General features: G+C 74.4%; 23 protein-coding genes. 8 read left to right on the forward strand and 15 right to left on the reverse strand.

Features of this window, described 5'->3' with window-relative positions; genetic code table 11:
* Positions 1-14: 14 nt before the first annotated feature.
* From ACTMS2_RS18985 to ACTMS2_RS19000, 4 genes are all read right to left on the reverse strand, one after another.
* Complete coding sequence (locus ACTMS2_RS18985) at positions 15-272, reverse strand: hypothetical protein (RefSeq protein WP_441176569.1); 258 nt, start codon at positions 270-272, stop codon at positions 15-17.
* Positions 273-295: 23 nt separating this feature from the next.
* Positions 296-1,402 carry a putative manganese transporter gene (locus ACTMS2_RS18990; protein WP_441176570.1) on the reverse strand — a complete coding sequence of 369 codons (1,107 nt, stop codon included), beginning with the start codon at positions 1,400-1,402 and terminating at the stop codon, positions 296-298.
* A 70-nt stretch (positions 1,403-1,472) separates the two neighbouring features.
* On the reverse strand, positions 1,473-2,342 hold the full coding sequence (locus ACTMS2_RS18995) for a manganese catalase family protein (protein WP_357720787.1): 870 nt from the start codon (positions 2,340-2,342) through the stop codon (positions 1,473-1,475).
* 57 nt (positions 2,343-2,399) lie between these two features.
* A complete protein-coding gene (locus tag ACTMS2_RS19000) occupies positions 2,400-3,161 on the reverse strand; it encodes a sensor histidine kinase (RefSeq protein ID WP_441176572.1) in 762 nt (253 codons plus the stop codon).
* A 58-nt stretch (positions 3,162-3,219) separates the two neighbouring features.
* On the opposite strand from ACTMS2_RS19000, the gene ACTMS2_RS19005 reads away from it, so the two are divergent.
* The 3 genes from ACTMS2_RS19005 (at position 3,220) to ACTMS2_RS19015 (ending at position 5,910) form a co-directional block, all read left to right on the forward strand.
* A complete protein-coding gene (locus ACTMS2_RS19005; protein WP_441176573.1) occupies positions 3,220-3,861 on the forward strand; it encodes a response regulator in 642 nt (213 codons plus the stop codon).
* Positions 3,862-3,998: 137 nt separating this feature from the next.
* Complete coding sequence (locus tag ACTMS2_RS19010) at positions 3,999-4,346, forward strand: histone-like nucleoid-structuring protein Lsr2 (protein ID WP_441176574.1); 348 nt, start codon at positions 3,999-4,001, stop codon at positions 4,344-4,346.
* A 313-nt stretch (positions 4,347-4,659) separates the two neighbouring features.
* Positions 4,660-5,910 carry an MDR family MFS transporter gene (locus tag ACTMS2_RS19015; protein ID WP_441176575.1) on the forward strand — a complete coding sequence of 417 codons (1,251 nt, stop codon included), beginning with the start codon at positions 4,660-4,662 and terminating at the stop codon, positions 5,908-5,910.
* 50 nt (positions 5,911-5,960) lie between these two features.
* Here the strand turns inward: ACTMS2_RS19015 and ACTMS2_RS19020 are convergent, their stop codons facing one another.
* Positions 5,961-7,199 carry a hypothetical protein gene (locus ACTMS2_RS19020; protein ID WP_441176577.1) on the reverse strand — a complete coding sequence of 413 codons (1,239 nt, stop codon included), beginning with the start codon at positions 7,197-7,199 and terminating at the stop codon, positions 5,961-5,963.
* A 360-nt stretch (positions 7,200-7,559) separates the two neighbouring features.
* Positions 7,560-8,444 carry a hypothetical protein gene (locus ACTMS2_RS19025; RefSeq protein WP_441176578.1) on the reverse strand — a complete coding sequence of 295 codons (885 nt, stop codon included), beginning with the start codon at positions 8,442-8,444 and terminating at the stop codon, positions 7,560-7,562.
* A 155-nt stretch (positions 8,445-8,599) separates the two neighbouring features.
* On the opposite strand from ACTMS2_RS19025, the gene ACTMS2_RS19030 reads away from it, so the two are divergent.
* Positions 8,600-9,166, forward strand: a complete 567-nt coding sequence (locus ACTMS2_RS19030) for a GNAT family N-acetyltransferase (RefSeq protein ID WP_441176580.1) — start codon at positions 8,600-8,602, stop codon at positions 9,164-9,166.
* 12 nt (positions 9,167-9,178) lie between these two features.
* On the opposite strand, the gene ACTMS2_RS19035 is transcribed toward ACTMS2_RS19030, so the two are convergent.
* The gene (locus ACTMS2_RS19035) at positions 9,179-10,036 is read right to left on the reverse strand and encodes a phytanoyl-CoA dioxygenase family protein (RefSeq protein ID WP_441176581.1); all 858 of its coding nucleotides are present in this window, start codon (positions 10,034-10,036) and stop codon (positions 9,179-9,181) included.
* A gap of 144 nt (positions 10,037-10,180) precedes the next feature.
* Here ACTMS2_RS19035 and ACTMS2_RS19040 point away from each other — a divergent pair, with 144 nt between their 5' ends.
* Complete coding sequence (locus ACTMS2_RS19040) at positions 10,181-10,909, forward strand: helical backbone metal receptor (RefSeq protein WP_441176582.1); 729 nt, start codon at positions 10,181-10,183, stop codon at positions 10,907-10,909.
* Between the two features lie 36 nt (positions 10,910-10,945).
* On the opposite strand, the gene ACTMS2_RS19045 is transcribed toward ACTMS2_RS19040, so the two are convergent.
* On the reverse strand, positions 10,946-11,833 hold the full coding sequence (locus ACTMS2_RS19045; RefSeq protein WP_441176688.1) for a TerC family protein: 888 nt from the start codon (positions 11,831-11,833) through the stop codon (positions 10,946-10,948).
* A gap of 550 nt (positions 11,834-12,383) precedes the next feature.
* Positions 12,384-13,082: a CBS domain-containing protein gene (locus ACTMS2_RS19050; RefSeq protein ID WP_441176585.1), complete on the reverse strand. Its 699-nt coding sequence runs from the start codon at positions 13,080-13,082 to the stop codon at positions 12,384-12,386.
* A gap of 191 nt (positions 13,083-13,273) precedes the next feature.
* On the opposite strand from ACTMS2_RS19050, the gene ACTMS2_RS19055 reads away from it, so the two are divergent.
* Together ACTMS2_RS19055 and ACTMS2_RS19060 are read left to right on the forward strand one after the other, a co-directional pair.
* On the forward strand, positions 13,274-13,843 hold the full coding sequence (locus ACTMS2_RS19055; protein WP_441176591.1) for a hypothetical protein: 570 nt from the start codon (positions 13,274-13,276) through the stop codon (positions 13,841-13,843).
* 303 nt (positions 13,844-14,146) lie between these two features.
* Entirely contained in the window at positions 14,147-14,539 is a 393-nt protein-coding gene (locus tag ACTMS2_RS19060) for an FKBP-type peptidyl-prolyl cis-trans isomerase (protein ID WP_357720756.1), read from the forward strand.
* A gap of 277 nt (positions 14,540-14,816) precedes the next feature.
* Here ACTMS2_RS19060 and ACTMS2_RS19065 read toward each other — a convergent pair whose 3' ends face one another.
* Positions 14,817-15,167, reverse strand: coding sequence for an STAS domain-containing protein (locus ACTMS2_RS19065; RefSeq protein WP_441176592.1), 351 nt, complete (start codon positions 15,165-15,167; stop codon positions 14,817-14,819).
* 153 nt (positions 15,168-15,320) lie between these two features.
* Between ACTMS2_RS19065 and ACTMS2_RS19070 the strand changes: the two genes are divergently transcribed.
* Complete coding sequence (locus tag ACTMS2_RS19070) at positions 15,321-16,340, forward strand: SMP-30/gluconolactonase/LRE family protein (protein WP_441176593.1); 1,020 nt, start codon at positions 15,321-15,323, stop codon at positions 16,338-16,340.
* A gap of 76 nt (positions 16,341-16,416) precedes the next feature.
* Here the strand turns inward: ACTMS2_RS19070 and ACTMS2_RS19075 are convergent, their stop codons facing one another.
* The 5 genes from ACTMS2_RS19075 to pdhA all read right to left on the reverse strand — a co-directional run bounded on the left by ACTMS2_RS19075 (position 16,417) and on the right by pdhA (position 23,328).
* Complete coding sequence (locus ACTMS2_RS19075) at positions 16,417-17,685, reverse strand: Ig-like domain-containing protein (protein WP_441176594.1); 1,269 nt, start codon at positions 17,683-17,685, stop codon at positions 16,417-16,419.
* A gap of 283 nt (positions 17,686-17,968) precedes the next feature.
* Positions 17,969-19,633: a right-handed parallel beta-helix repeat-containing protein gene (locus tag ACTMS2_RS19080; protein WP_441176689.1), complete on the reverse strand. Its 1,665-nt coding sequence runs from the start codon at positions 19,631-19,633 to the stop codon at positions 17,969-17,971.
* Positions 19,634-19,775: 142 nt separating this feature from the next.
* A complete protein-coding gene (locus ACTMS2_RS19085) occupies positions 19,776-21,152 on the reverse strand; it encodes a dihydrolipoamide acetyltransferase family protein (protein WP_441176595.1) in 1,377 nt (458 codons plus the stop codon).
* Positions 21,149-22,165: an alpha-ketoacid dehydrogenase subunit beta gene (locus ACTMS2_RS19090; RefSeq protein ID WP_441176596.1), complete on the reverse strand. Its 1,017-nt coding sequence runs from the start codon at positions 22,163-22,165 to the stop codon at positions 21,149-21,151. Before ACTMS2_RS19090 ends, ACTMS2_RS19085 begins: the two co-directional genes overlap by 4 nt.
* The gene (pdhA, locus tag ACTMS2_RS19095) at positions 22,165-23,328 is read right to left on the reverse strand and encodes a pyruvate dehydrogenase (acetyl-transferring) E1 component subunit alpha (RefSeq protein ID WP_441176597.1); all 1,164 of its coding nucleotides are present in this window, start codon (positions 23,326-23,328) and stop codon (positions 22,165-22,167) included. The genes ACTMS2_RS19090 and pdhA overlap by 1 nt, the downstream gene beginning before the upstream one ends.
* Between the last annotated feature and the right edge of the window lie 43 nt (positions 23,329-23,371).

A 23,371-nucleotide genomic window follows, 5' to 3' on the forward strand; every position in this document is an offset into this window, starting at 1 on the left:
TGAGCGTGTCCAACTCAAGTAACAAAGCGTTCCCCTTGTTCCGAACTGTGATCCAGACCACCGGCCGCCGCCGCGCTGCGCCCCGGACGCAGCAGCTCCCGCACGCCGCCGGCGCCCCCGGCGACCGCCACCGCGAGCGGGATCGCCACGCAGGTCAGCGCCAGTGCGGCGACGGTCCAGCCCGGCAGGCCGGCCACCGCGGCGACGCCCGTCAGCACGGCGAAGACGAGGAGCTTGCGACGGGTGCGGGCGATCGGGATCGCGACGGACATCGGGATCTCCCCTCCGTACGGGATCAGAGCAGGACGAGCAGCGCGGCGCCGACGGCCGCCGCCGGGACCGTGGTGACGACGGTGGCGAGCGCCGCCGAGTGCCGGCGCAGCGCGGCGAGCGGGATCAGCGCGTCCCCGTCCTGGCTGATCGCGTTGGCGACCAGAGTGGGCAGGGGCAGGCCGCCGCTGACGTACAGGCCGGTGAAGACGATCTGCACCGCGCACCCGGGGATCAGGCCGATGCCCGCGCCGACCAGCACGCCGACGAGGCCGGTGAGGGCGAGCTGGGAGCCGTCGAAGCCGGTCGTGGTCGTCACCACCTGCCAGCCGAGGTACGCCACCGCGACCCAGACGGTGACGAAGGACGCCTCGTGCGCGCTGTGCCGCAGCGTCTCCCGCAACGAGCGGGGTTGCGCCGTCTCCAGGCTGTCGTCGGCCAGCCGTCCCCGGCCGGCGGCGAAGATCAGCGCGGCGGTCAGCGAGCCGAGCACCCCCAGCGCCAGGTACGGGTCGACGCCCCCGAAGGACCGGCTCAGCGCGCCCGGGTCGACCAGTTGGAAGACCACCGGCACCGAGACGGCGAACGCCGGCGTGGTCAGCCCCCAGAACGCCGTGGACGCCGGTACGCGCGGCAGCAGCCCGCCGAGCAGCCGTCGCGCCCCGGCGAGGTCCGGGCCGCCCACGGCCGCGAGTCCTACCGGCGTGGGTGCGGCGGCGACCCGGCGGTTGACCGCGCGGGCCGGATCGATGCCGAGCGCGTCGACGACGTACCCGGTCACCAGGCCGACCGCGAAGAGCAGTACGTGGATCTTCAGGGCGAACACGGGATTCCAGGCGAGCACCACCCACGACGAGTCCCCCATGGTGGCCGCCAGGGCGGCGACCACCGTGCCGAAGGAGACCTTCCCCCGGGCGTAGAGCGGCATCAGGACGATCGCCCCGCCGCAGCCGGGGCTGACGCCCAGCAGCGCACCGACCAGCGGGCCGAGCCGGGGCCGGCTGGTGAGCCCGTCGGTGACCCGGTCGCCGTAGCGCCAGCGCAGCCAGCCGAAGAGCGCCACCATCACGGCGACGTACACACCCACCTGCATGAACGCGTCCGCGAGCGGGCGGAGCACGAGTTCGGTCACGGCGCACCTCCTCGGGGTACGGCGTCGCCGGGGCCGCCCGCCGCTCGCGGACGCCCCCGGCACGACGGCGTCAGGTGAGCTTGCTCTTGACCTTGTTGACGGCGCCCTTGGCGAGGCCCGGGTTCGTCCCGTAGAGCCTCGGGTCGCCGGGCGGCAGGACCGGCTCGGGCGCGTGCGCGCGCGGGCTGTGGTCGTAGCGGAACTCGCCCTTGCCGTCGGGCGCCGGCCCGGACGCCCAGCGCCCCTCCGACGCGTCGGTGCCCGGCGAGAAGTCCAGGTACGTGTAGCTGAACTTCTCGGTGAACTCCTTGGAGTCCGGGAAGGCGTCGGGCACCGGCATCTCCTCCAGGCCGTCCTCCTTGAGCTGTTCGATGGCCGCCATCCACATGTTCTGGTGCATGGTGTCGCGGGCCAGCAGGAAGCGCAGCATGTTCTTGACCCCGGGGTCGTCGGTCATGTTGAACAGCCGGGCCACCTGGAGCCGGCCCTGCGCCTCGGCCGTGACGTTGAGCTGGAAGTCGGCCATCAGGTTGCCGCTGGCGGTGATGAAGTTGCCGTTCCAGGGCACGCCGGCGCTGTCCACCGGCAGCGCTCCGCCGCCGCCGTGGATGAAGTGCGCCGGGTTCGAACCGCCGTAGATCGCCCCGACCATCGGGTTGTCGTCGGCGGCCTCCTGCAACGACAGCGGGGCGTTCTCCAGCAGCCGCGTGATCATCGTGGCGATCATCTCGACGTGGCCCATCTCCTCGGTGCCGACGTCGAGGAAGAGGTCCTTGTACTTGCCGGGCAGGCGGCAGTTCCAGCCCTGGTAGAGGTACTGGTTGGCGACGGTCATCTCGCCCCACTTGCCGCCCAGGATCTCCTGGAGCCGACGGGCGAACGCGGCGTCCGGGCCGTCCGGCTTGGCCTCGAACTGAAGGTCCTTGATGTGGCTGAACAACGTGTCCTCCTCGGTGCGGTCGGGCTGTCACCGAGGCGGTTCCCCCGACGGCCGGCCCTATCGGGCCAACCGGTGGCCCCGCGGGGACGGCCTACCGGCGCCGGGCACGGGCAGCACCACCTCGAGGGCCACTCCGCGCGGTCGCAGCCGGTGCAGGCGCAGCCGTCCGCCGTCGGCGGCGAGCAGCCGCCGGACGATCCACAGCCCGAGCCCGGAGGCCCCGGCGCCGGGGCCGGGGCGGCTCAGGGCCTCGACGAGGGACGGGTCGATCTTGCCCTCGTCGGTGACGACGATGCTCAGACCCCGGGGGCCGAGCGCGGCGTGGATGCCGATCCGGCCGGCGGCCGGGCCGTGCCGCAACGCGTTCTCCACCAGGTTGGTGACCACCTGCCGGGTCCGCCGCCGCGGCACCGGGCAGCCGCCGGCCCGCCGGGTCACGTCGATCAGCCGCCGGCCCGGCGGCACCAGGGTCGCCGCGCCGCGCAGGATCTCCGCCAGCGGCGCCGCCGGGTCCGCCGCCGGGGCGAGCGCACCGGTGCCGGCAGCCGCGTCCCGCAGCAGGCCCTGAAGGTGTACGGCCTGCTCGTGGGCCAGCGCCGTGATGGCGCGCCGGTCGTCGCCGGTGAGCGCGAGCCGGTCGTCCGCGAGGGCGCGGGTGAGCGAGGTGAGGGCGCTGACCGGGGTGCGGAACTCGTGGCAGAGCACGCGGAGCAGCAGTTCCGGGTCGGTGTCCAGGGCCCCCGGATCGGCGGGACCCGCCTCGGGTCCCGCCCACCGGAGCACCCGCAGCGGGCCTCGCCACCCGTGCCGTGCGCGCATCCGCCCGACCTCCCTCGTTAGGCCGCATGATCGGTACCCGCTCGGGAACGGACCAGGCATGCCCGCTCCCCCCGTCGTCCGGTTGGCCGTGGTCGACGACCACCCGCTGTTCGTCCGCGGGCTGGAGCTGCTGCTGCCGGCGACGACCGACGGGCGGGCCGAGGTGGTGGGCTCCACCGGCGACGCCTCGGCCGCCGCCTCGCTCGTCGGGCGCTGCCTGCCCGACCTGGCGCTGGTGGACCTGCACATGCCGCCGCCGGGCGGGATCCGTGCGGTGGCGGCGATCCGGCGCACCACGCCCCGCGTACGGGTGGTGGCGATGTCGGGCGGGGAGGACCCGGCGCCCGCCCTGGAGGCGCTGCGCGCGGGCGCGGAGGCGTACCTGCCGAAGACCGCCGAGCCGGAGGAGTTGCTGCCCCCGCTGCTGGCCGTCCTGGACGGCTGGGCGGTGCTGCCGGGACACCTGCTGCGCGCGCTGCTGCGTTCCGGCCGGCCGGCACCGGTCGACCTCGACGACGAGGAACGGGTCATGCTGCGTGCCATCGCGCGGGGATGCAGCACCGTCGAGATCGCCGAACGGATGCATGTCTCGGAACGCACCGTGAAGCGGATGACGGCCGCGCTGCTGCGGAAGTTGCGAGTATCCACACGGGCCGAGGCGGCGGCGCTCGCGGGTCACGCCGGTCTGCTCGGCGACTGAACGCCGGGCTTTGCGCCGACCCGTTTTCCCGCCATAACACGACTCGCCGAAATGAGGACGACGCGCATTGTTGCGGATTCACCGTGGGATAGGTCAAACTTTGACCACACCCCGCCCCACACAGGGAGTAATTGACGATGGCGAGAAAAGTAATCACGGTCCTGACCGACGACCTCGACGGTGGAAAGGCCGACCGGACCGTCGAGTTCAGTCTGGACGGCGTGGCCTACACCATCGACGTCTCCGACGAGAACGCGGGCGTGCTGCGCAAGGCCCTCGACCCGTACATCAACGCTGGCCGGCGGATCGGCCGAGGGTCCGTCGACACTGGGCGGCCCCCTCGGCGGGCGGGCGCGTCGGGCGGCTCGGGAATGGACCGGGAGCAGAACCGGGCCATCCGGGAATGGGCCACCAAGAACGGCTACAAGATTTCCGAGCGTGGCCGCATCCCGGTCGAGGTCGTCGAGGCGTACAAGAACCGCTGACGCCGGGCTCACGCTCGGGCTCGTGCGGGGTCACGCTGAGGAATCAGCGCGGCCCCGCCGGTCTTTTCCCACGGCGGACCATTCGCGGGGCCCGCACCCACCGGCGGGTCCATTCTCGGCCCGCTCCCATTGCACGCATCGGCCATCGGCGACGCCGGGGCGCTTCGAGTCGTCCCAGAACGCGCGTTCGCCGACCTCCCGGCCGTGACCATCGCCACGATCACACCGAGGCGCCCCGCGATCGTCACCCTTCCCGAGTGTAATGAGCGACAGCTTTGTCGAGCATTACCTGCTCGGATCTCGGGGGTGGCGGATGACGCGATGGTGGAGCCAGACGGCGGGCGGGTTGCCCCGCACCTTCTGGTACCTGTGGACGGCCACGCTGATCAACCGGCTCGGCAGCTTCGTCGCCATCTACCTCGGCGTCTACCTGGTCTCCGTACGTGGCCTCAGTCCCGCGTACGCCGGGATCGTGATCGGGCTGCACGGGGCCGGCAGCGCGGCCGGGGGCGTGCTCGGCGGAATCGTCGCGGACCGGTGGGGGCGGCGGCCCGCCATGCTCACCGGCAACGTGGCCGCCGCGGCGGCGGCGGTGGCGCTGGGCCTGAGCGGGCACCCCGTGGCGATGGCGGCCCTGACCCTGCTGCTGGGGCTCTTCCTGGGCGTCGCCCGGCCGGCCTTCACGGCGACCGTCATCGACGTCGTCGGCGAACGGGACCGTCTGCGCGCGCTGACGCTGAACTACTGGGCGATCAACATCGGGTTCGCGGTCGCCGCGACCGTGGCCGGCCTGCTGGTCCGGGCCGACCCGCTGCTGCTGTTCGCGATCAACGCGGCGGTGCTGCTGGGCACGGCGGCCCTGATCGGGCTCAAGGTGCCCGAGTCGCGGCCCGCCCCGGTGACCGTCGCGCAGTTCGCCCGCGCCGACTCCGCCGGGCTCGGCACCGTGCTGCGGGACCGGGTCTTCCTGGCGTTCACGGCCCTCACCGGCCTGGCCTGGCTCTGCATCCAGGGCAGCGTGATGCTGCCGGTGGCGTTGCAGGCCGACGGGCTGCCGACGTCGGCGTACGGGCCGGTCATCGCGGTCAACGGTCTGATGATCGTGCTCGGGCAACTCTTCGTGCCCCGGCTGGTGGGGCGCTTCGACCGCTCCCGCACCATCGCCGTCGCCGTCGTGGTGGTCGGCGTCGGCTTCGCCCTGACCGCCCTGGCCGACGCCGTCTGGTTCTACGCGCTCACGGTGGCCGTCTGGACGCTCGGCGAGATGTTGATGACCCCCTCGAACTCGGCGCTGACCGCGGACCTCGCGCCGGCCGCCCAGCGCGGCCGGTACCAGGGCGTCTATTCCCTCGGCTACGCGTTCGCCAGTTTCGCCGGGCCGACGGTGGGCGGGCTGGTCGCCGCCCGGTACTCCACCGACGTGCTCTGGCTGGGCCTGTTCGGGCTGGCTCTGCTGGTGGCCGCCGGCAACCTCGCCGCCGTACGGCCCCGGGCCCGGCGGATCAGCGCCCTGCGCGCCGCCGCGGCGCCGGCCGTCCCGCGGGAGGCGGCGACGCTGGCGTGAGCGCACCGTCCGGAGCCGGCGGGGTACGTCCGCCGGCCCCGAGACGGCGGTCAGCCGACCTCGATGCGCACCACGTCGAAGGCCGGGGTCTGGTTGGCCCGTTCCATCATCGGCACCCGGTGCGAGCCGTCGCCGGCCCAGACCGCGCACTGGGCGGTGCCGGATCCGGGCAGGCCGGGAACCTGGATGGTGACGTCGTCGGGTTCGGCGCCACCACGGCTGTCCTCGGTCGCGACGAAGAACGCCGGCACCTCCTGCGGCTCCGGCGGCTGCCGGAGGCTGCCCAGCATCCGGCAGGCGGTGTGGAAGTGGCCGCGCACCAGCCCCTGGTCGTTGAGCAGCGAGCTCTCCACGTAGTACCCGCCCTGCCCGGCCGCCAGGAAGCGGTCCCGGACGAGGTTGCGGGTGGAGACCCGCAGGGTGAACGGCTGGTTGGCGCCCACCCGCTCGGGGAATTCGGTGATCAGCAGCGACGCGTTGTTCGCGGCGGCACCGACCTCACCGAACGCGGTGCTGACGCAGCGGTTGCCGTTCTGGAAACCGTCGTGCGGCTGCAACCGGCTGTCGTCGCAGTCGTTCGCGATAACGCCCAGCCCGGAACCGGGACCGCCGTTGTTCCCACCACCGTTGTTCCCACCACCGTTGTTCCCACCGCCGTTGTTCCCGCCGCCGTTGTTGCCCGTCGGGGCGACCCGGCACTCCGCGAGCCGGGCCAGGCCCTGCGGCCGGGGGCCTGCCCGGTCGATCGCGATGGTGATCCGCTCCAGCGTGGCCCGCCGCTTGGCCGCCAGCGGCTGGAGGATCGAGGTACGCACGAACTCCGCGCCCCGCCGCCCCTCGGCGGCCAGCCGCCGGTCCGCCTCGGCGATCTGGGCCTGCAACAGGTTCAGGTTCCGGTCGACCTCGGCACGGGCGCGATCGGGCACCCGCGGGAGCTGGCCGGCCACGTCGGGGCAGGCCACGGCCGAGCCGCCGTTGTCGGCGCCGCCGCCGCGCGTCTGCTCGCACTCCGCGACCGTCTGCTGCCCGTCGCCCCAGTGGTTGCGTACCCACCGGCCGTCCTGCCAGGTCCGGCTGGTGCCGCGCCCGCTCGGCGCGGTCGCGCCGGGGCTGGGCTCCACGCAGGCGGCGGAGGCCGGCCGGGTGGTGGTCGACCGCCGGTCCTCGGCGGACGAGATCTGGGTGACGGCGACGATCCCGCCGAAGACGGCGAGGGTGCCGACGACGGCCAGCAGCCGCTTGCTCCGGGCGGTGCCGGACGACCGGCGCGCCCGTGTGGACCTGCGCATCGAATTGCTCTCCTTCGCGATCCGGTAGTTGATTCGAGACCTCGGCGGACCGACGGAATCGAGGGGGCGCACCCGACGGGAACCGTCGCGGCGAACCGGCGGCACGTCGATGACCGACGATGCCCTTTCCGCACCGTCTACCGCGTCACGGGACGCGGTCGGGGAGATCCTGTCCATTCCCGCAGGAGTACGGGACGCCCGGCGCGAAGGTTCAACGCGTTCCCGGGATTCCGGAAGGGGCTCTGCGCCGACCGCCGTCGGCGGAGACCCGACCCGTGGCGCCCTCCGGGCGGCCGTGTCGCGCGGACCGGCCGCCGCCTCCGGGCGCTGGGCGGTGCCGTCCGCCCGGGGTGAAGCCGGTCAGTCCGCGCAGAGGTGGGCGAACGCGAAGCCGCCCGTCATCTCGTCGTGCCGCGACTGGAGCCGCCGGATCTCGGCGAACAGCTCGTCGCGGGGCGTCAGCACCGGCTCGGCCGCGTCCAGCGCGCGCAGGCGCTCGCCGACGGCCACCGCCGCCAGGTCCTCGGCCAGCCGCCCCGGGTCCACCCCGGCGGAGACCCGCCGCTCGCGCACCGTCACCCGCTCCACGAGGCAGGCGTCGGGGCGTACCTGCACCCAGCTCCATCCCTCGGCGGGTCCGTCCGCCCAGCGCACGTGCAGGCCCCGGACGATCGGGTCGGCCAGCCGCCGCGCCACGTACGCCTCGACGGCGGCGGCCCGGGCCAGGGCGCCGAGGTCGTTGACAGGACCGGTCCGCCCGTCGGGCAGCCGGCCGAGGATGTCGCGGAAGCCGACCGGCGGTGCCCCGGCGTCGTCGGGCTCCCCCGCGCCGAGGGCCGCGTACGCGCGCGCGTCGATCACGTACGCCACGATCCGGCGCCCGTGGGCCTCGGCCCGCAGCGTCGGCGACCCGATCCGCAGCACCGCCAGGCCGACCGCCTCGGCGACCGCGTTCTTGAGCCGCTCGACCCGCTGCCCGGCGGAGTTGGGAGGCGCGACGGGGCCGATCTCGACGGCGAAGACGGGCCGGGCCGTGTCGGCGGCGCAGACGACGAGGTCGTAGCCCTGTCGGCTGGCCGTGCTCCACTGGTTGCCGGTGACGCCCGGCGGGCGCCCCTGCACCAGCTCGCCGAGCCGGCGGGGACCGTGCACGAGCTGGTCGCCCCGGACGAGCAGCGGGCCGCGCCCACCGTCCCCGGCGACCGCGCGCAGCCAGGAGTCGCCCCCACCACCGGTGCCCGTCATCCGCCTGATCCGTCCGTCCCGCCGCCGGTCCCGGCCGACGCGTCGGCCGGGGCGAGTCTAGGCGGTCGATCATGACCGGCGTGGTGGCGGTGTCCCTCGGGCCGCAGGCCCGGAATTCGATTGAGGCTGCGCGCCCGTGCCGCTGGGATGGGCGGGTGAGCGTCTTCCTGAGCACCCCGCGGCTGGTGCTGCGCGAGTTCACCGCCGATGACGCCGACCTCCTCGTCGAGCTGGACGGTGATCCCGAGGTGATGCGGTACCTCACCGGCGGGCGCCCCACCCCGCCCGAGGCGGTCCGGGAGCGCGTCCTGCCCCGGATCCTCGCCCATTACCGACGGGCGCCCGGCCTGGGCTGGTGGGCGGCGCAGGACCGGGGCTCGGGCGCCTTCCTGGGCTGGTTCGAGTTCCGTCCGACCCGCGACGGCGACGCCCGGGAGGTGGAGCTGGGCTACCGGCTGCGCCGGGCCGCCTGGGGCGCCGGGCTCGCCACGGAGGGCTGCCGGGCGCTGATCGACAAGGGCTTCGCCGAGCTCGGCGTGCGGCGGGTCACCGCGAACACGATGACCGTCAACGCCGCGTCGCGCCGGGTGATGGAGAAGTCCGGGCTGCGGCTCGTCCGGACGTACGTCGGGGACTGGCCGGAGCCGATCGACGGCGCGGAGCACGGCGAGGTGGAGTACGCGCTGACCCGCGAGCGCTGGCTGCGTCGCGACGCCGACTAGGTGCGGCGCGGGCTACTCAGCGCCCATCACCAGGCCCTCGATGGTGTGCTTCTGCCGGATCGGCGTCAGGGCGTCGACCACCGGGCAGGGCAGGTGCGCGCGCACCTGCTCGGGCAGGCCCGCCCAGTACTCCCGGGTGACCGCCATGTCGTGGTGCTCGGCGTTGCCGGCTCCCGGCGCGTCGACGCCGAGCACCAGCACCGGTCGCGACAGGGTGGAGACGTTCGGCGTGCCGCGGTGCACGGTCAGCGCGGACCGGGCGGAGATGTCGCCGCGCCGCGGGTACTTGCGGACCGCCCGTTGCTCGTAGCGGGGGTAGCGCCCCCTCGGCGGGAACATCTGGTGGTCGAAGTCCCGCCCGTCGTCCCACTGGGTGCCCGGGGCGATCTCGAACGGCCCCATCTCCTCCACCGTGTCCACCGTGGTGAGGTTGAAGGCCAGCGACGTCAGCCGCCGCTGCCGGCGGGTGTCCTCCGGCATCGGGAAGTCCCGGTGCCACGGCTGCATGACCGCGCCGGGGAACGGGATGTCGAAACCGAGCTCGACGATCTGGTAGTCGGAACCGAGCACGGCCCGGCACACCGAGACCACCCAGGGGTGGGTCACCAGGTCGACGAAGCCGCGCAGCTGCTCGGGGTGGATCTCCACGTACCACCGCTGCGGGCCGCGACCGACCGCGCCGTCGGGGCGGGAACGGGCCTCCCGGAAGGCGGCCTCGACGTCCTCGCCGACACGGTCCACCCAGTCCACCGCGAAGGCGCCCCGGCAGGCGGTGATGCCGTCACGGTAGAGCTCGCCGAGCGCCACCAGGGGCACCTCCTCCTCGGCGGGGGCGGCGGGCGGCGCGGGCGGGGTGGCGTGGGGCCTCATCGAACCTCCTGAGGGGACCAGGCGAGTATTACAACGTTGTAGAGCCGTCGCAAGGGACGCCTGTCCGGCGACCGGAACGCGGGTCAGGGCATGATGGACCGGTACGCCGGCGCTCGGCGTACCGGACCGGGGAGGTGCGCGGGCGTGCGCGTCGTGTCGTTGGTGCCGTCGCTGACCGAGGCCGTCGCCCTGACCCTGCCGGGTCTGCTGGTCGGCGCCACCGACTGGTGCACCCACCCCGCCGGACTGGAGGTGACGCGGGTCGGCGGGAGCAAGTACCCCGACCTCGACCGGGTGCTCGCGCTGCGCCCCGACCTGGTCCTGCTCAACGTCGAGGAGAACCGCCGCGAGGACGCCGACGCGCTGGGCGCCGCCGGCGTGCCGGTGCGGGTGACCTACCCGCGTACCGTCGACGAGGCGCTGGCCGAGCTGGCCGACCTGATGCGCGACCTGGGCGCCCCGGCCGAGCCGGAGTGGCTCGCCGTGGCCCGCCGGGCGTGGGCCGACCTGCCCGCGGCCCGGCCGGCCCGCCGGGCGGTCGTGCCGGTCTGGCGGCGGCCGTGGGTGGTGCTGGGCGCCGACACCTTCGCCGGCGACGTGCTGCGCCGGCTCGGCGTGACCAACGTGTACGCCGACCACGTCGAGCGCTACCCCCGCCCGGGCCTCGACGAGCTGCGCGCCCGCGCGCCGGAGCTGGTCGTGCTGCCCGACGAGCCGTACCTCTTCACCGCCGACGACGGGCCGGAGGCGTTTCCCGGCACCCCCTGCGCCCTGGTCTCCGGCAGGCACCTGACCTGGTACGGCCCGTCGCTCGCCGAGGCGCCCGCCGTACTCGCCGCGCAGCTCGCCGACCCCGTCGTGCGACCGAACTGACCCGCCGGGCCCCCGGCCTCGGCCGCGTTCGCGCCGTCAGCCCCCCGCGCGCCGACGCCGTTCGCGCCGCGCGTCGACGAGGCTCCACCCGATCGCGACCGACAGCGTCAGCACCACCACCGCGAGGGTCAACCAGATCGGCAGCTTCCCGACCGGCGTCTCGGCCAGGATCAGCTTCACCCCCGCGAAGGCCAGCAGCACGGCCAGCCCGTACCGCAGGTGGCCGAAGTGTCGCAGCAGGCCGGCCAGGCAGAAGTAGAGGCTGCGCAGGCCGAGTACGGCGAACGCGGTCGCCGTCCAGACGAGGAACGTGTCGGTGGTGATGGCGAGGATCGCCGCCACCGAGTCGATCGCGAAGATCACGTCGGTGGCCTCGATCGCGACCAGCGCCACCAGCAGCAGGGTGGCCCTGCGTCGGCCGTCGACCCGGGCGGTGAACCGGCCGCCGTGGTAGCGGGGCTCGGTGGGCACCAGCCGCCGGAACGCCCGGACCGCGACGTTGCGGTCGGGGTCGACGTCCGGCTCGCCGCGTACCGCCAGTCGCCACCCCGTCCAGATCAGGAAGGCGCCGAGCACGACGCCGGCCCAGGTCAGCCGCTCCAGCAGCGCCGCGCCGGCGAAGATGAACGCCAGCCGGAACGCGAGCGCACCGACGACGCCCCAGAAGAGCACCTTGTGCTGGTACGCGGCAGGCACCCGGAAGTACCCGAACAGCAGCGCGAAGACGAAGACGTTGTCGACGGAGAGCGCCTTCTCCAGCAGATAGCCGGAGAAGTACGCCCCGGCCGGCTCGCCGCCGCGCCACAGCCAGACCACCAGACCGAAGGTGAGCCCGGCGGTGATCCAGACGCCGCTCCACAGCAGCGCCTCACGCAGTTCGATCACGTGGTCGTCGCGGTGGGAGAACATGTCGACGGCGAGCATGACGGCGATGACCACGCCCACCGCCGCCCAGGCCCACAGCGGTGCCGCGAACGTCGCCTCGTCCACCCGGCGTCCTCCGCATCCCCGACGGCGGCTCCGCTCCCGGCGTACGGCCGGCGCACGCCCCGACTTGCCGGCGGGGCGGACGCCCCGTGAGGCCGGCGGCGCGGGTGCGCACGTGGCGCCCGGCACGCACTGGTGCCGGCGCGCCCGATGCCGGCGTACTGGCCGGACCACCCCGACCACGCCCGCGCACTGGTGTCCGGCGGCGCAGGGGGCCGTCCGGCGGCGGCCGGCGGCCTGAGCGCGTCCGATCCCGAGCCTAGGCGAGCCGACCACGGGCCGACGGCGGTCCGGACAAGTCGGGGCCGCCGACGTTGCGGCCCCGCGCCGACGTCAGGCGTACGGGCGGCCCACCGGGTCGGCAGGGCGGTGGTCGCCTCCCGCGGCGAACCCGGCCCCACGATCGGCACCCGGCGGGTCCCGACCCGCCTCGGCCCCGGGGCGGTCCGGACCCGCACGGCGTCGGCGGGTCCGGACCGCGGCCCTGTCAGGCCACCGGGGTGACCCGGTCGGCGTCGAGGTCGACGAGCGCGCTGTCGTCGACGTCGTAGGCGAGGGTGCTGGTCACCCGGACCACGCCGCTGACCTGCCCGGCGAGCCGGGCCGCCAGCTCGACGGCGCTGCGCCGGTCCAACCGGCCGTCGAGCGTCACCTCGCCGTCGCGCACCCGGACCGTGACCAGGCCGTCCCGCACGGCGAGCACCCGACGCAGCACCTCCTGCACCACGTCCTCGCGGATCTCCGCGTCGGTGCGCAGGTGCACCCGCAGCAGGTCGCCGCGCGTGACGATCCCGACCAGGCGGCCCAGGTCGTCGAGCACCGGCAGCCGCTTCACCGACTCCCGGTCCATCCGCCGGGCGGCGGCGGAGATCGTCGCCTCCGCCCAGGTCGTCACCGGCGGTGCGGTCATCAGCTCACGCGCCACCAGCGCGTCGGCCTTCTCCCGGGCGACGCGGCGACGGCGCCCCTCGAAGACCCGCCGCTCGTCCGGGTGGCCGGCCTGCTCGACCTTATGCAGGAGGTCCGACTCCGACACCACGCCGAGGACCCGGCGGAACCCGTCCACCACGGGCACACCGCTGATGCCCCGCCGGACCAACGCGTCGACGATCTCCCGGTAGGGGGTCTCCTCCCCCACCGTCGCGACCTCCCGCGTCATCACGTCGCCCACCTGCCACGTCCTCATCACGACCTCCCTGTCGTTTCACCTGCGACGCTACGGCCGGGTCGGCCCGCCGGGTCAGGGCCGCCGGACCGGGCCGGAAGGGGTCCAAGGTCCCGGTCCGTTGGGGCCCGGTCGGCCCTGCCCCGCCGACGCCGGCAGGCGTCCAATGGAGATGCCACCGGGAAAGCGCGGTGCGAGGCACACGAAGGGACGTGGAGACAATGACCGCGACGATCGAGCGCACCACCGCCAGGACCGACGCTCCCGTGGCGGAGACGCGGCACGAGACCACCAGGCAACGGGCGGCCCGGTACGTCTTCGCCGGCATCCGGATCGCCCTCGGCTGGACCTTCCTCTGGGCGTTCCTGGACAAGGTCTTCGGCCTGGGCTTCGCCACCGAGGCGAAGAACGCCTGGATCAACGGCGGCAGCCCCACCAAGGGCTTCCTGACCTTCGGTGCCGCGGGTCCGTTCGCGGACTTCTACCACGGCATCGCCGGGGCCGCCTGGGCCGACGTGCTCTTCATGACCGGCCTGGCCGCGATCGGCGTGGCGCTGCTGCTCGGCATCGGGATGCGCGTCGCCGCGGTCGCCGGCGCGGTGCTCTACGTGATGATGTGGACGGTCGTCCTGCCTCCCGAGAACAACCCCTTCATGGACGACCACCTGCTCAACGCGGCGCTGCTGGTCGGTCTCGCCCTGGTCAACGCCGGCGCGACCCTCGGCCTGGGCAGGGCGTGGGCGAAGCTCCCGATCGTGCGGCGGTTCCCCTGGCTGCGGTGACCGGGTACGGCATCTCCCCCGCAAGCGGGCGTCACCACCGGTGGCGCCCGCTTCCGCGTGCCCGCCCGGCCAGCTCGCCTGCCCGCCCGGCCAGCCCGCGGTCGCGCCCCGGCCGCCTCACGTGCTCGCCCCACCGCCTCACGCGCTCGCCCGAACGTCTCCCGTACCCGGCCCGACTGCCGGCCGGCGCGCCGCCCCGAACCCGTCGGGCGTTCCGGGCGGGACCGCCACGCGGCGCCCGATCGCCATCGGGCAGGATCTCGGGTGACGGACATCAGGACCGAAACGGTAGGAGACTCCCGAATGAACCAGGCAGCAGGCGCCCGCTCGGGCAAGCCCGAGGTGGGTCCGATCGAGGGCGCGCCCCCGGCCGATCTCGTCATCGACGACATCACCGTCGGCGAGGGGCCGGAGGCCCAGCCGGGACAGCTGGCCAGCGTCCACTACGTGGGGGTCGCACACTCCACCGGTCGCGAGTTCGACGCCTCGTGGAACCGGGGCGAGGCGTTCGAGTTCCCGCTGGGCGGCGGGCAGGTCATCTCCGGCTGGGACCGGGGCGTCGTGGGCATGCGGGTCGGCGGCCGGCGCCGCCTGACCATCCCGCCGCACCTGGGTTACGGCGACCGGGGCGCCGGCGGCGTCATCAAGCCGGGCGAGACGCTCGTCTTCGTCGTCGACTTGCTCGGCGTGCGCTGAGCGCGAAGCGATCCACCGATCGGACGGTCGGACCCCGGGCGCGCGGCTGACCGCACGGCGGCGGGCCGGTCACCGCAGCGGGCGACCGGCCCGACCACCGGCCGGTGCCGCCTGCGAGCGGCCCGTCGGGCGCAAACGGCGAAGGGCCGGTCGGTGCGGACGGCGGACCACGGGTCGGTGCGGGCGGCGTACGGCGCCGTCGGCACCGGCCCGCACGCGTACGGCGCCCGGGCTCCGCAGGTCTCGCGGCCGGTAGGTCGCACCGGCGGCACCTCGGTCAGCAGGGCACCAGCTCCCGGTCGGCGCACAGATCCATGATCGGGATGACCCGGTGCAGGCCGGTGGCCCGCAGCACCCGATCGACGACCGGGTCGGGACGGAGCAGCACCAGCTCCCCGCCCCGGGCGCGGACGCGCAGGTGCGCGGCGACCAGCGCCCGCACCCCCGCGGCGGAGAGCAGGCGGACGCCGGAGAGGTCCAGTCGGAGCACGGGCCGGGGCGGGGCGTCCCAGAGCGCGGAGCGGAAGGCGCCGACCGTGGCGATGTCGACCTCGCCGGTCGCCCGCACCTCCACCTCGTGGTCGGCCACGGTGATCTCCATGTGGAGCCGGTCGTCGCGCTGTCGCATACCGACGAACCTATCCCCCACCACCGACATTTCCGCCCTGCTGAGGGACCGGATCCGGGTACGCCCAGGGTCTACCCGGAGACTCCCGGATCCTCCTCAGGGAGGACGCCCGCAGGGCCTGTGGGCTGCGACATCGGCGGGCGAGAATGGGGCATGGTCCCTCGCCGCCCCCGTGCGCCCCGGCTGATCCGCCCCGTCCGCGAACCCGCCACCGTGCCGCCGCCGCTCGACGGTCCGTGGGCGCCCGCCGACCGACGGCTCGACGCCGTCGAGCTGCTGCCCCTGCCGGCTGGCGTGTCCGGCCCGGAGGACGTGGTCGTCGACCCGTCCGGCCGGGTCGTCAGCGGGTCGGAGGACGGCAGGCTCTGGTGGTGGCCGGTGGACGCGCCGCCCGGCACCCTCCCCCGGCCGCTCGCCGACACCGGGGGCCGACCGCTGGGCGTGGAGGTCGACCCGCGCGACGGCAGCCTCGTGGTCTGCGACGCGTACCGGGGGTTGCTGCGGGTGACCGGTGACGGGGCGGTACGCGAGTTGGGCGGGCTCGGGGCGAGGGCGCACCTCACCGACAACGCCACCGTCGCCCGCGACGGGACGGTCTACTTCACCGACTCCTCCGACCGCTTCCCGCTCTCGCACTGGAAGCGGGACCTGCTGGAGCATCGGCCCAACGGGCGGGTGCTGGCGTACGACCCGCGCAGCGGACGCACCGACGTCGTCCGCGCCGGGTTCCACTTCCCCAACGGGCTCGCGCTCACCCCGGACGAGTCGGCGCTGATGCTGGTCGAGACCGCCACCCACCGGCTGGTGCGGGTCGCCCTGGCCGACGGCGCGGTCACCGTCCTGGCCGACCTGCCGGCATACCCGGACAACCTCACCCCGGTGGGCGACGGGACGTACTGGATCGCGCTGCCCAGCCCCCGGGTGCCGGTGGTCGAGCGGCTACTGCCCCACCCCCGGCTGCGGCAGCTGGTGGCGGTGCTGCCGGCGGCGGTGCAGCCGAAGCCGCTGCGCTACGGCCTGGTGGCCCTCGTCGATGGCGAGGGGCGGGTGCTGCGCACCCTGCACGGCCCGCGCGGGACGTACGACATGATCACCGGCGTCCGTCAGCACGGCGGGCACCTGTGGCTGGGCAGCCTCACGGGCCCCGGGGTGGCCCGGGTGCCGCTGGGCTGAGCCGCGCGACGACCGGCACGCCCGGGACCGGCCCGCGTGGCGGCGGACCGGTCCGGCGGGTGTGCGTACGGTCTGGTCAGCCGCCGCGCACGGACGGCGCCGGCGCCGGCGAGCCCCCGGCCACCGCGCCCGGGTGCGGCGCGGCCGACGGGGACGGCCGCAGCCCGGCCGGAACGGGCAGGGCGCTGCCCTTGACGAACTCGTCCCAGCTGACGTTCCAGGCCGTCCAGCCGTTGCCCTCGTTCAACTCGACCTCGGTGCCCTTGATGGTGACCAGGTCGCCGACCTGCGTGACGCCCATCAGCCAGTCCGCGGCCTCGTTGGACACGTTGGTGCAGCCGTGCGAGACGTTGGTGTTGCCCTGGTCCCCCACCGACCAAGGCGCGGCGTGGATGAACTCGCCGCCCCAGGTGAGCCGCTGGGCGTCCTCGACGTCGACCACGTAGGGGTCGGCCGAACCCCGGGTGTCGAACGTCGTGAAGTCGTGCTTCTCCATGATCACCATCTTGCCGCTGGAGGTCGGCGTGCTCGGCTTGCCCATGCTGACGGGGATCTTGCGGACCACCTTGCCGTCCCGCAGCACCGACATCTGCTTGGTCGCGTTGTCGATCTCCAGGGCGACCTGCCGTCCGATCTTCGAGGTGGCGGTGCGGTCGGAGTCGCCGACCCGCTCCTTGCCGATCGGCAGGCCCTCCAGCCCGGCGCGGACGCTGATGCTGGTTCCTGGCCGCCAGAAATCGGGGGCCCGGTAATAGGCCTGGCTGCCGTCGGACACCCACGACCAGGCGCCCGGCTGCGGCGGATCCGTCTTCACGAACAATCGGCGCTGCACGTCGGCCCTGGCCTCTTTCGGAATGGGCGGGTCGAAAGCCACGGTCACCGGCATGGCGGTGCCGTACGTCCGATCACCGGCGAAGTACAGCGTGCTGGTGACTTCCGGCTTCGTCGGTTTCGGCATCGTGGTGAAGGTGGTCTTCCGGGTGGTCGTCGTTCCCGAGTCACCCGTGGCGGTCACCTCCGCGGTGTACGTGCGCTTCGGCTGCAACGGCGCCTTCGGCACCCAGCCCGAGCCGTCCTCGCGGGGCTCCGCCTCGACCCGAGCGCCCTTGTCGTCGGTGATCCGGACGGCGGTCACCTTGCCGTTCCTGACCGCGGTCCCCACCTCGGCGGTGATCGGCACCTCCCGGGCGCGGTCGGCGGGCGTCACGGTCAACTCCAGTGCCGCCGCGGCCCGTTCCTCGGCCGGCCGGGCGCCCGGTTTGCGGTCGGCGGTGCACCCGCCGAGGGCCAACGGCGCGGCCGCGATCGTCACGGCCAGCACCGCCAGTCGCCGCCTCAACTCCATGATGCGTCCCCCCGTTAATTGGTGTCCCTCAGCCACATTCTCTCCACGCCCCGTCGCATGGGAGCGCAATTTCGACGGAAATGAAGACGCAATTTCGGGAAGCATTTCCCGCCCTGCACGGAATGGGGCCGCCCGCGCCTGCTTCCGGATCCGTCCGCAATCGTCCGCCCCCGCCGTCGCCAGCCCCCCTGGTGCCCGTCCGTCCCGCCTGCGCCGCCCCGCCGAGGGCGCTCACGTTCCCGCGCCCTCGGCGCCGGGGAGGGCGCCCTGCTCCCGCCGCTGCTCACGTCCAGTCGTCGTCGCCGTGGTTGCGATCCCACCGGCCACCCACGGGCGGGGTGTCCATCCGGATCGCCGAGTCGGCGTTGCCGGCGAGGTCGTTGTCCTCGACGCGGCAGTCCACGCAGCTGCCCTGCGCGGTGATCCACAGTCCGTGGTTCTGCGTGCTCGGCTGCTTGTTGTCCCAGATCCGGTTTCCCCGGATGGTGGCCGAGTCGACGGCCGCGTTGATCGCGATGCCGGCCCGCACCGGCGGCCCTCCCGGCAGCTCGTACGGCGTGCCCGGCGCCGGGGTGGCCCCGCTCCACCCGCTCGGCGAGTCCGGTCGGATCGGCGCGAGCGTGAGCTCGGTGTCGTCGTTGGCCGCCACCACGGCGATCCGCTCGCCGACGTGCACCACCTTGCCCCGGTGGCCGTCGTTCGGCCACGTCGCCCGCCGGTCCACCACCGACTTCTCGGTGTACCGCACCGAGTTACCGTGCCCGCTCATGGCCGGCGCCCACTGCCGTCCGTTGTTCCGGATCCGGTTGCCGACCACGATGGCGTCGCGGATCGGCCGGTCGATACGGATGGCGTCGGCGCTGTTGCCGTAGAAGTCGTTGCTCTCGATGACGATCTCCTCGGCCACGGCCTCCTCGGACCCGCCGAGGTCGCGCTGGTGGTAGCCGTAACGGCCATTGCCGCTGATCCGGTTGCCGCGGATCGTGTACGGGCCCGGGGTGTTGCCGATGCTGACCCCGTCGCGCAGGTTGCCGTCGATCACGCAGTCGGTGAGGATGCCGCCCCGCCCGGCGGTGTGCGTGGTGCCCTTCGCCGAGACGTGGAAGCCGGCCTCCAGGTTGCCGGTCATCGTGCAGGCGGAGACGATCAGGCCGTTCGCGCCCCAGTCGGAGATGCCGAAGCGGTTGCCCTGGGTGTGGCAGCCGATGATCCGCACCCCCCGTGGGCGCAGCTGGCCTGCCTCCTGCAACTCCAGGAAGATGCCGTTGGTGGCGTTGGCGACCGCGCTGCAGTTGACGATGTTGAACCGCTCCACGCTGCCCCAGCCGCCGATGCCGACGCCGATGCCCGCGCCACCCATCTCGGTGCCGTTGTCCAGCCGCCCACACCCGACCACCAGCACCCCGTCGATCAGGCAGTCCTGGAGGAAGTCGCAGCCCAGGCCGGTGGCGGCGGTGTGGTGGATGTACAGGTTGCGGAAGACACCCCGTACGACGTACTGCAAACCGAGCCCCTTGGCCAGCGGGTTGTAGTCCGCCGACGCCACTCCCGAGCCGTCGATCTCGAAGTCGGCGAAGGTGCAGTCGGCCAGGTGCCGGTCCCGGTCGGCGCCGTGCTGGAGCGTGGTGTAGAACGCCAGCGGCGACGGGTCGGCCCGGTTGCCGGCGTTGCTGAGCACGAAGCGGGTCGCCCCCGGGCCGGCGCCGACGAGCGACACCCCGGTACGCCACACGGTGCCCGAGTCCCGCATCGAGTAGACCCCGGGCGGGCAGTAGATGATCCTCGCCCGGCCGTCGGCGGCGTACGCGTCGCCGAGCCGGTCCACCAGCGCGGCGAGCGCCGGCTGGTCGTTGGCGACCCCGTCGCCGACCATGCCGTGCTCCCGGGCGTCGCAGAGCAGCGGGGCGCCGGCCACCGCGTGGCGCCGCACGCCTGCGGCGGAGGGCATGTCCGGGTACGCCACTCGTCCTCCCCTCGGCGGGACTGCCCGGCCCGCATTCCCGGCGCGCCCGTAGGGAAACGCGGCCCGGCACGGCGACGGCCCCGGCGCCCGCCGGGAGGCGGAGGGCCGGGGCCGTCGCGGACGCGGGTCAGACGTTGGCGATCAGCACCGCCGGCCGCTCGACGCAGTCGGCGACGTGCCGCAGGAAGCCGCCGGCCACCCCGCCGTCGCAGACCCGGTGGTCGAAGGTCAGGCTGAGCTGCGTCACCTTGCGCACCGCGAGCTGCCCGTCCACCACCCAGGGCTTGTCCACGATCCGGCCCACCCCGAGCAGCGCCGCCTCCGGGTGGTTGATGATCGGGGTGGAGCCGTCGACACCGAAGACGCCGTAGTTGTTGAGCGTGAACGTGCCACCGGTCAGCCGGGCCGGGGGCAGCGTGCCGGCCCGCGCGGCCGTGGTGGTCGCGCTCAGCTCGGCGGCCAGCTCGGCGGTGGTGAGCCGCTGCGCGTCCCGCAGCACCGGCACGACCAGCCCCCGGTCGGTCTGGGCGGCGATGCCCAGGTGCACCCCGGCGGACTGGACGATCCGCTGGCCCTCGGTGTCGACCCGGGCGTTGAGCTGCGGGTACCGGCGCAGCCCGGACAGGCAGATCCGGGCCAGCAGGGCCAGGATGCTCACCGGCGCGTCCGGGGTCGCCGCGTTGATCGCCGCACGGGTCTCCAGCAGCCCGGTGGCGTCCACGTCCACCCAGATGGTGACCTCGGGGATCTCCCGCCGGCTGCGGGAGAGCTTGTCGGCGATCACCTTGCGGATGCCGGTCAGCGGGACGACGAGGTCCTCGGCGCCGGGGACGGCCGACGGGGCGGGCTCGTCCGGCACCGCGGCGAGCCGGGCGGCGGGCGTGGCCGCCTCGGCGACGGCGGCCTCCACGTCCGCCCGGCGCACCACGCCGCCGGGGCCGGTGCCGCGCAGGGCGGCCAGGTCGAGGCCGTGCTCGCGGGCCAGCCGGCGCACGATCGGCGAGATGACCAGGGGCGCCGCCGCGGCGTCCGGACGGTCGGCAAGGGCGGCCGGACGCTCGACCGGGGCGGGCGCCGCCGACGCGGCGGGGGTGGGATCGGGCGCGGCCACGAGACGGGGGCGCCGACGCCGCCGCCCCGCGCCGCCGTGGCCGGTGCCGTAGCCGATGAGGACGTTGCCGGAGCCGGCCCGCTCCTCCTCGCGGTAGGTGGCGTGCCCGGCGGGCTCGTCGCCGGCCCCGCCGTCGCCGTCCAGGGGCGCGATGGTGATCAGCGGCTGGCCGACCGGGCGGGTCTCGCCCGCCGCGCCGTGCAGCGCCACGACCCGCCCGGCGTACGGGCAGGGCACGTCGACGACCGCCTTGGCGGTCTCCACCTCGACGACGCTCTGGTCCACCGTGACCACGTCACCCACGGCGACCCGCCACTCGACGATCTCGGCCTCGCTCAGCCCCTCGCCCAGGTCGGGCAGGAGGAAGACCTGCGTACCGTCCACGGTGGTCACGCCGCGCTCCCCCGGCTCAGCCAGCGCCCGTCGGGCTGGTCGTCCCACTGGAGCCGGGCCACCGTGTCGAGGACCCGGTCCACCGACGGCAGGTGGGTGTGCTCCAGCATCGGCGCCGGGTACGGGATGTCCAGCCCGGACACCCGCAGCACGGGGGCGTGCAGGGCGTGGAAGCAGCGCTCCTGCACTCGGGCGGCGATCTCGGCGCCGACCCCGGCGAAGCCCTGCGCCTCCTGGATCACCACGCACCGGCCGGTACGCCGGACGGAGGCCGTGACGGTCTCGTCGTCGAACGGCACGATGCTGCGCACGTCCACGACCTCCAGGTCCCAGCCCTCCTCGCGGGCGGCCTCGGCGGCCTCCAGCGCGACCGGCACCGCCGGCCCGTACGCCACGAGCGTCGCGTCGCGGCCGGGGCGGCGCACGACCGCCCGGCCGATCGGCGCGGAGGTCGTGGACAGCTCCGCCTCGGCGCTGGAGAAGTAGAGCTTCTTCGGCTCCATGAACACGACCGGGTCGGGATCGTCGATCGCCTGGCGCAGCAGCGAGTACGCGTCCTCGACCGTGGCCGGGGTGACGACCTTCAGCCCGGGGGTGTGCGCGTAGTACGCCTCGCTGGAGTCGCAGTGGTGCTCGACGCCGCCGATACCGCCGGCGTACGGCACCCGGATGACGATCGGCACGCTGAGCGCGCCCCGGGTGCGGTTGCGCAGCTTCGCCACGTGCGAGGCGATCTGCTCGAACGCCGGGTACGCGAACGCGTCGAACTGCATCTCGACCACCGGGCGCATCCCGGACATGGCCATGCCGACGGCGAAGCCGACGATGCCGGCCTCGGCGAGCGGGGTGTCGAAGCAACGCTTGTCGCCGAAGCGGGCCTGGAGGCCGTCGGTGATCCGGAAGACGCCGCCGAGCGCCCCGACGTCCTCGCCGAAGACGACCACCCGGTCGTCGTCGAGCATCGCGTCGGCGAGCGCGGCGTTGAGCGCCTTCGCCATGGTCAGGGTCGCCATCAGCGCTCACCCTCCTCGTCCGCGGCGGCGGCCAGTTCGGCACGGACCTGCTCGCGCTGCTCGACCAACTGTGGGGTGGGCTCGGCGTAGACGTGGTCGAAGAGGCTCATCGGGTCGACCGTCGGCTGCGCGTTCATCCGGGTGCGCAGGTCGGCGGCGTACGCCTCGGCCTCCTCGGCGACCGCGGCGACGGCGGCGTCGTCGAGGGCGCCGCGCGAGCGCAGGTACGTCTCCAGCCGGGCGACCGGGTCCCGGTCCCGCCAGGCCTCGACCTCGGCGCCGTCGCGGTAGCGGGTGGCGTCGTCGGCGTTGGTGTGCGCCTCCATCCGGTAGGTGTGCGCCTCGACCAGGAACGGGCCCTTGCCGGAGCGGGCGTGCTCCACCGCGCGGGTGAGCACGGCGAGCACGGCCACGGGGTCGTTGCCGTCGACCTGCTCGCTGGGCACGCCGTAGCCGACGCCCTTGTACGCCAGCGACGGCGCGGCGGTCTGCCGTGACAGCGGGACGCTGATGGCGTACCGGTTGTTCTGCACGAAGTAGACGACGGGGGCCTTGAACACGGCGGCGAAGTTGACGCCCTCGTGGAAGTCGCCCTCGCTGGTGGCGCCGTCGCCGATGAACGCCAACGCCACGGTGTCGCGCCCCTGGTACGCCTCGCCGTAGGCCAGGCCGGCGGCGTGCACGCACTGCGTGGCCAGCGGCGTGCACTGCGGGGCGGTGCGCCGCTCGGCGGGGTCGTACCCGCAGTGCCAGTCCCCGCGCAGCAGGGTCAGCACCTCGACGGGGTCGATGCCCCTGCTGACGAGGGCCATCGACTCCCGGTAGGTCGGGAAGACCCAGTCCGACTCGCGCAGGGCGAGGACGGCGCCGACCTGGCAGGCCTCCTGGCCGCGCGAGGACGGGTAGACGGCCAGCCGGCCCTGCTTGGTCAGCGCGGTGGCCTGGACGTCGAAGCGGCGGCCGACGACCATCCGCCGGTACATCTCGACGAGCGCCTCGACGGGCGGCTCGGGGTAGGCGGCGGGGGCACGCAGCGGCGTGCCGGTCGGGTCGAGCAGGCGGACGGGCTCGGTGGCCGGCAGCAGCGGCTTGGCCGGGTCGGGCGGGGTGGCCGCCCGGCGGCTGCGCGGGGCCCTGCGGACCGCCTCGGGTGTGGTCGTCACGGCGGGACCTCCTGGACGTGTGGTGGGCCTATGCTCCTGCTGT

Source organism: Micromonospora sp. SD12 (assembly GCF_052068495.1).
GTDB classification, from domain to species: domain Bacteria; phylum Actinomycetota; class Actinomycetes; order Mycobacteriales; family Micromonosporaceae; genus Micromonospora; species Micromonospora echinofusca.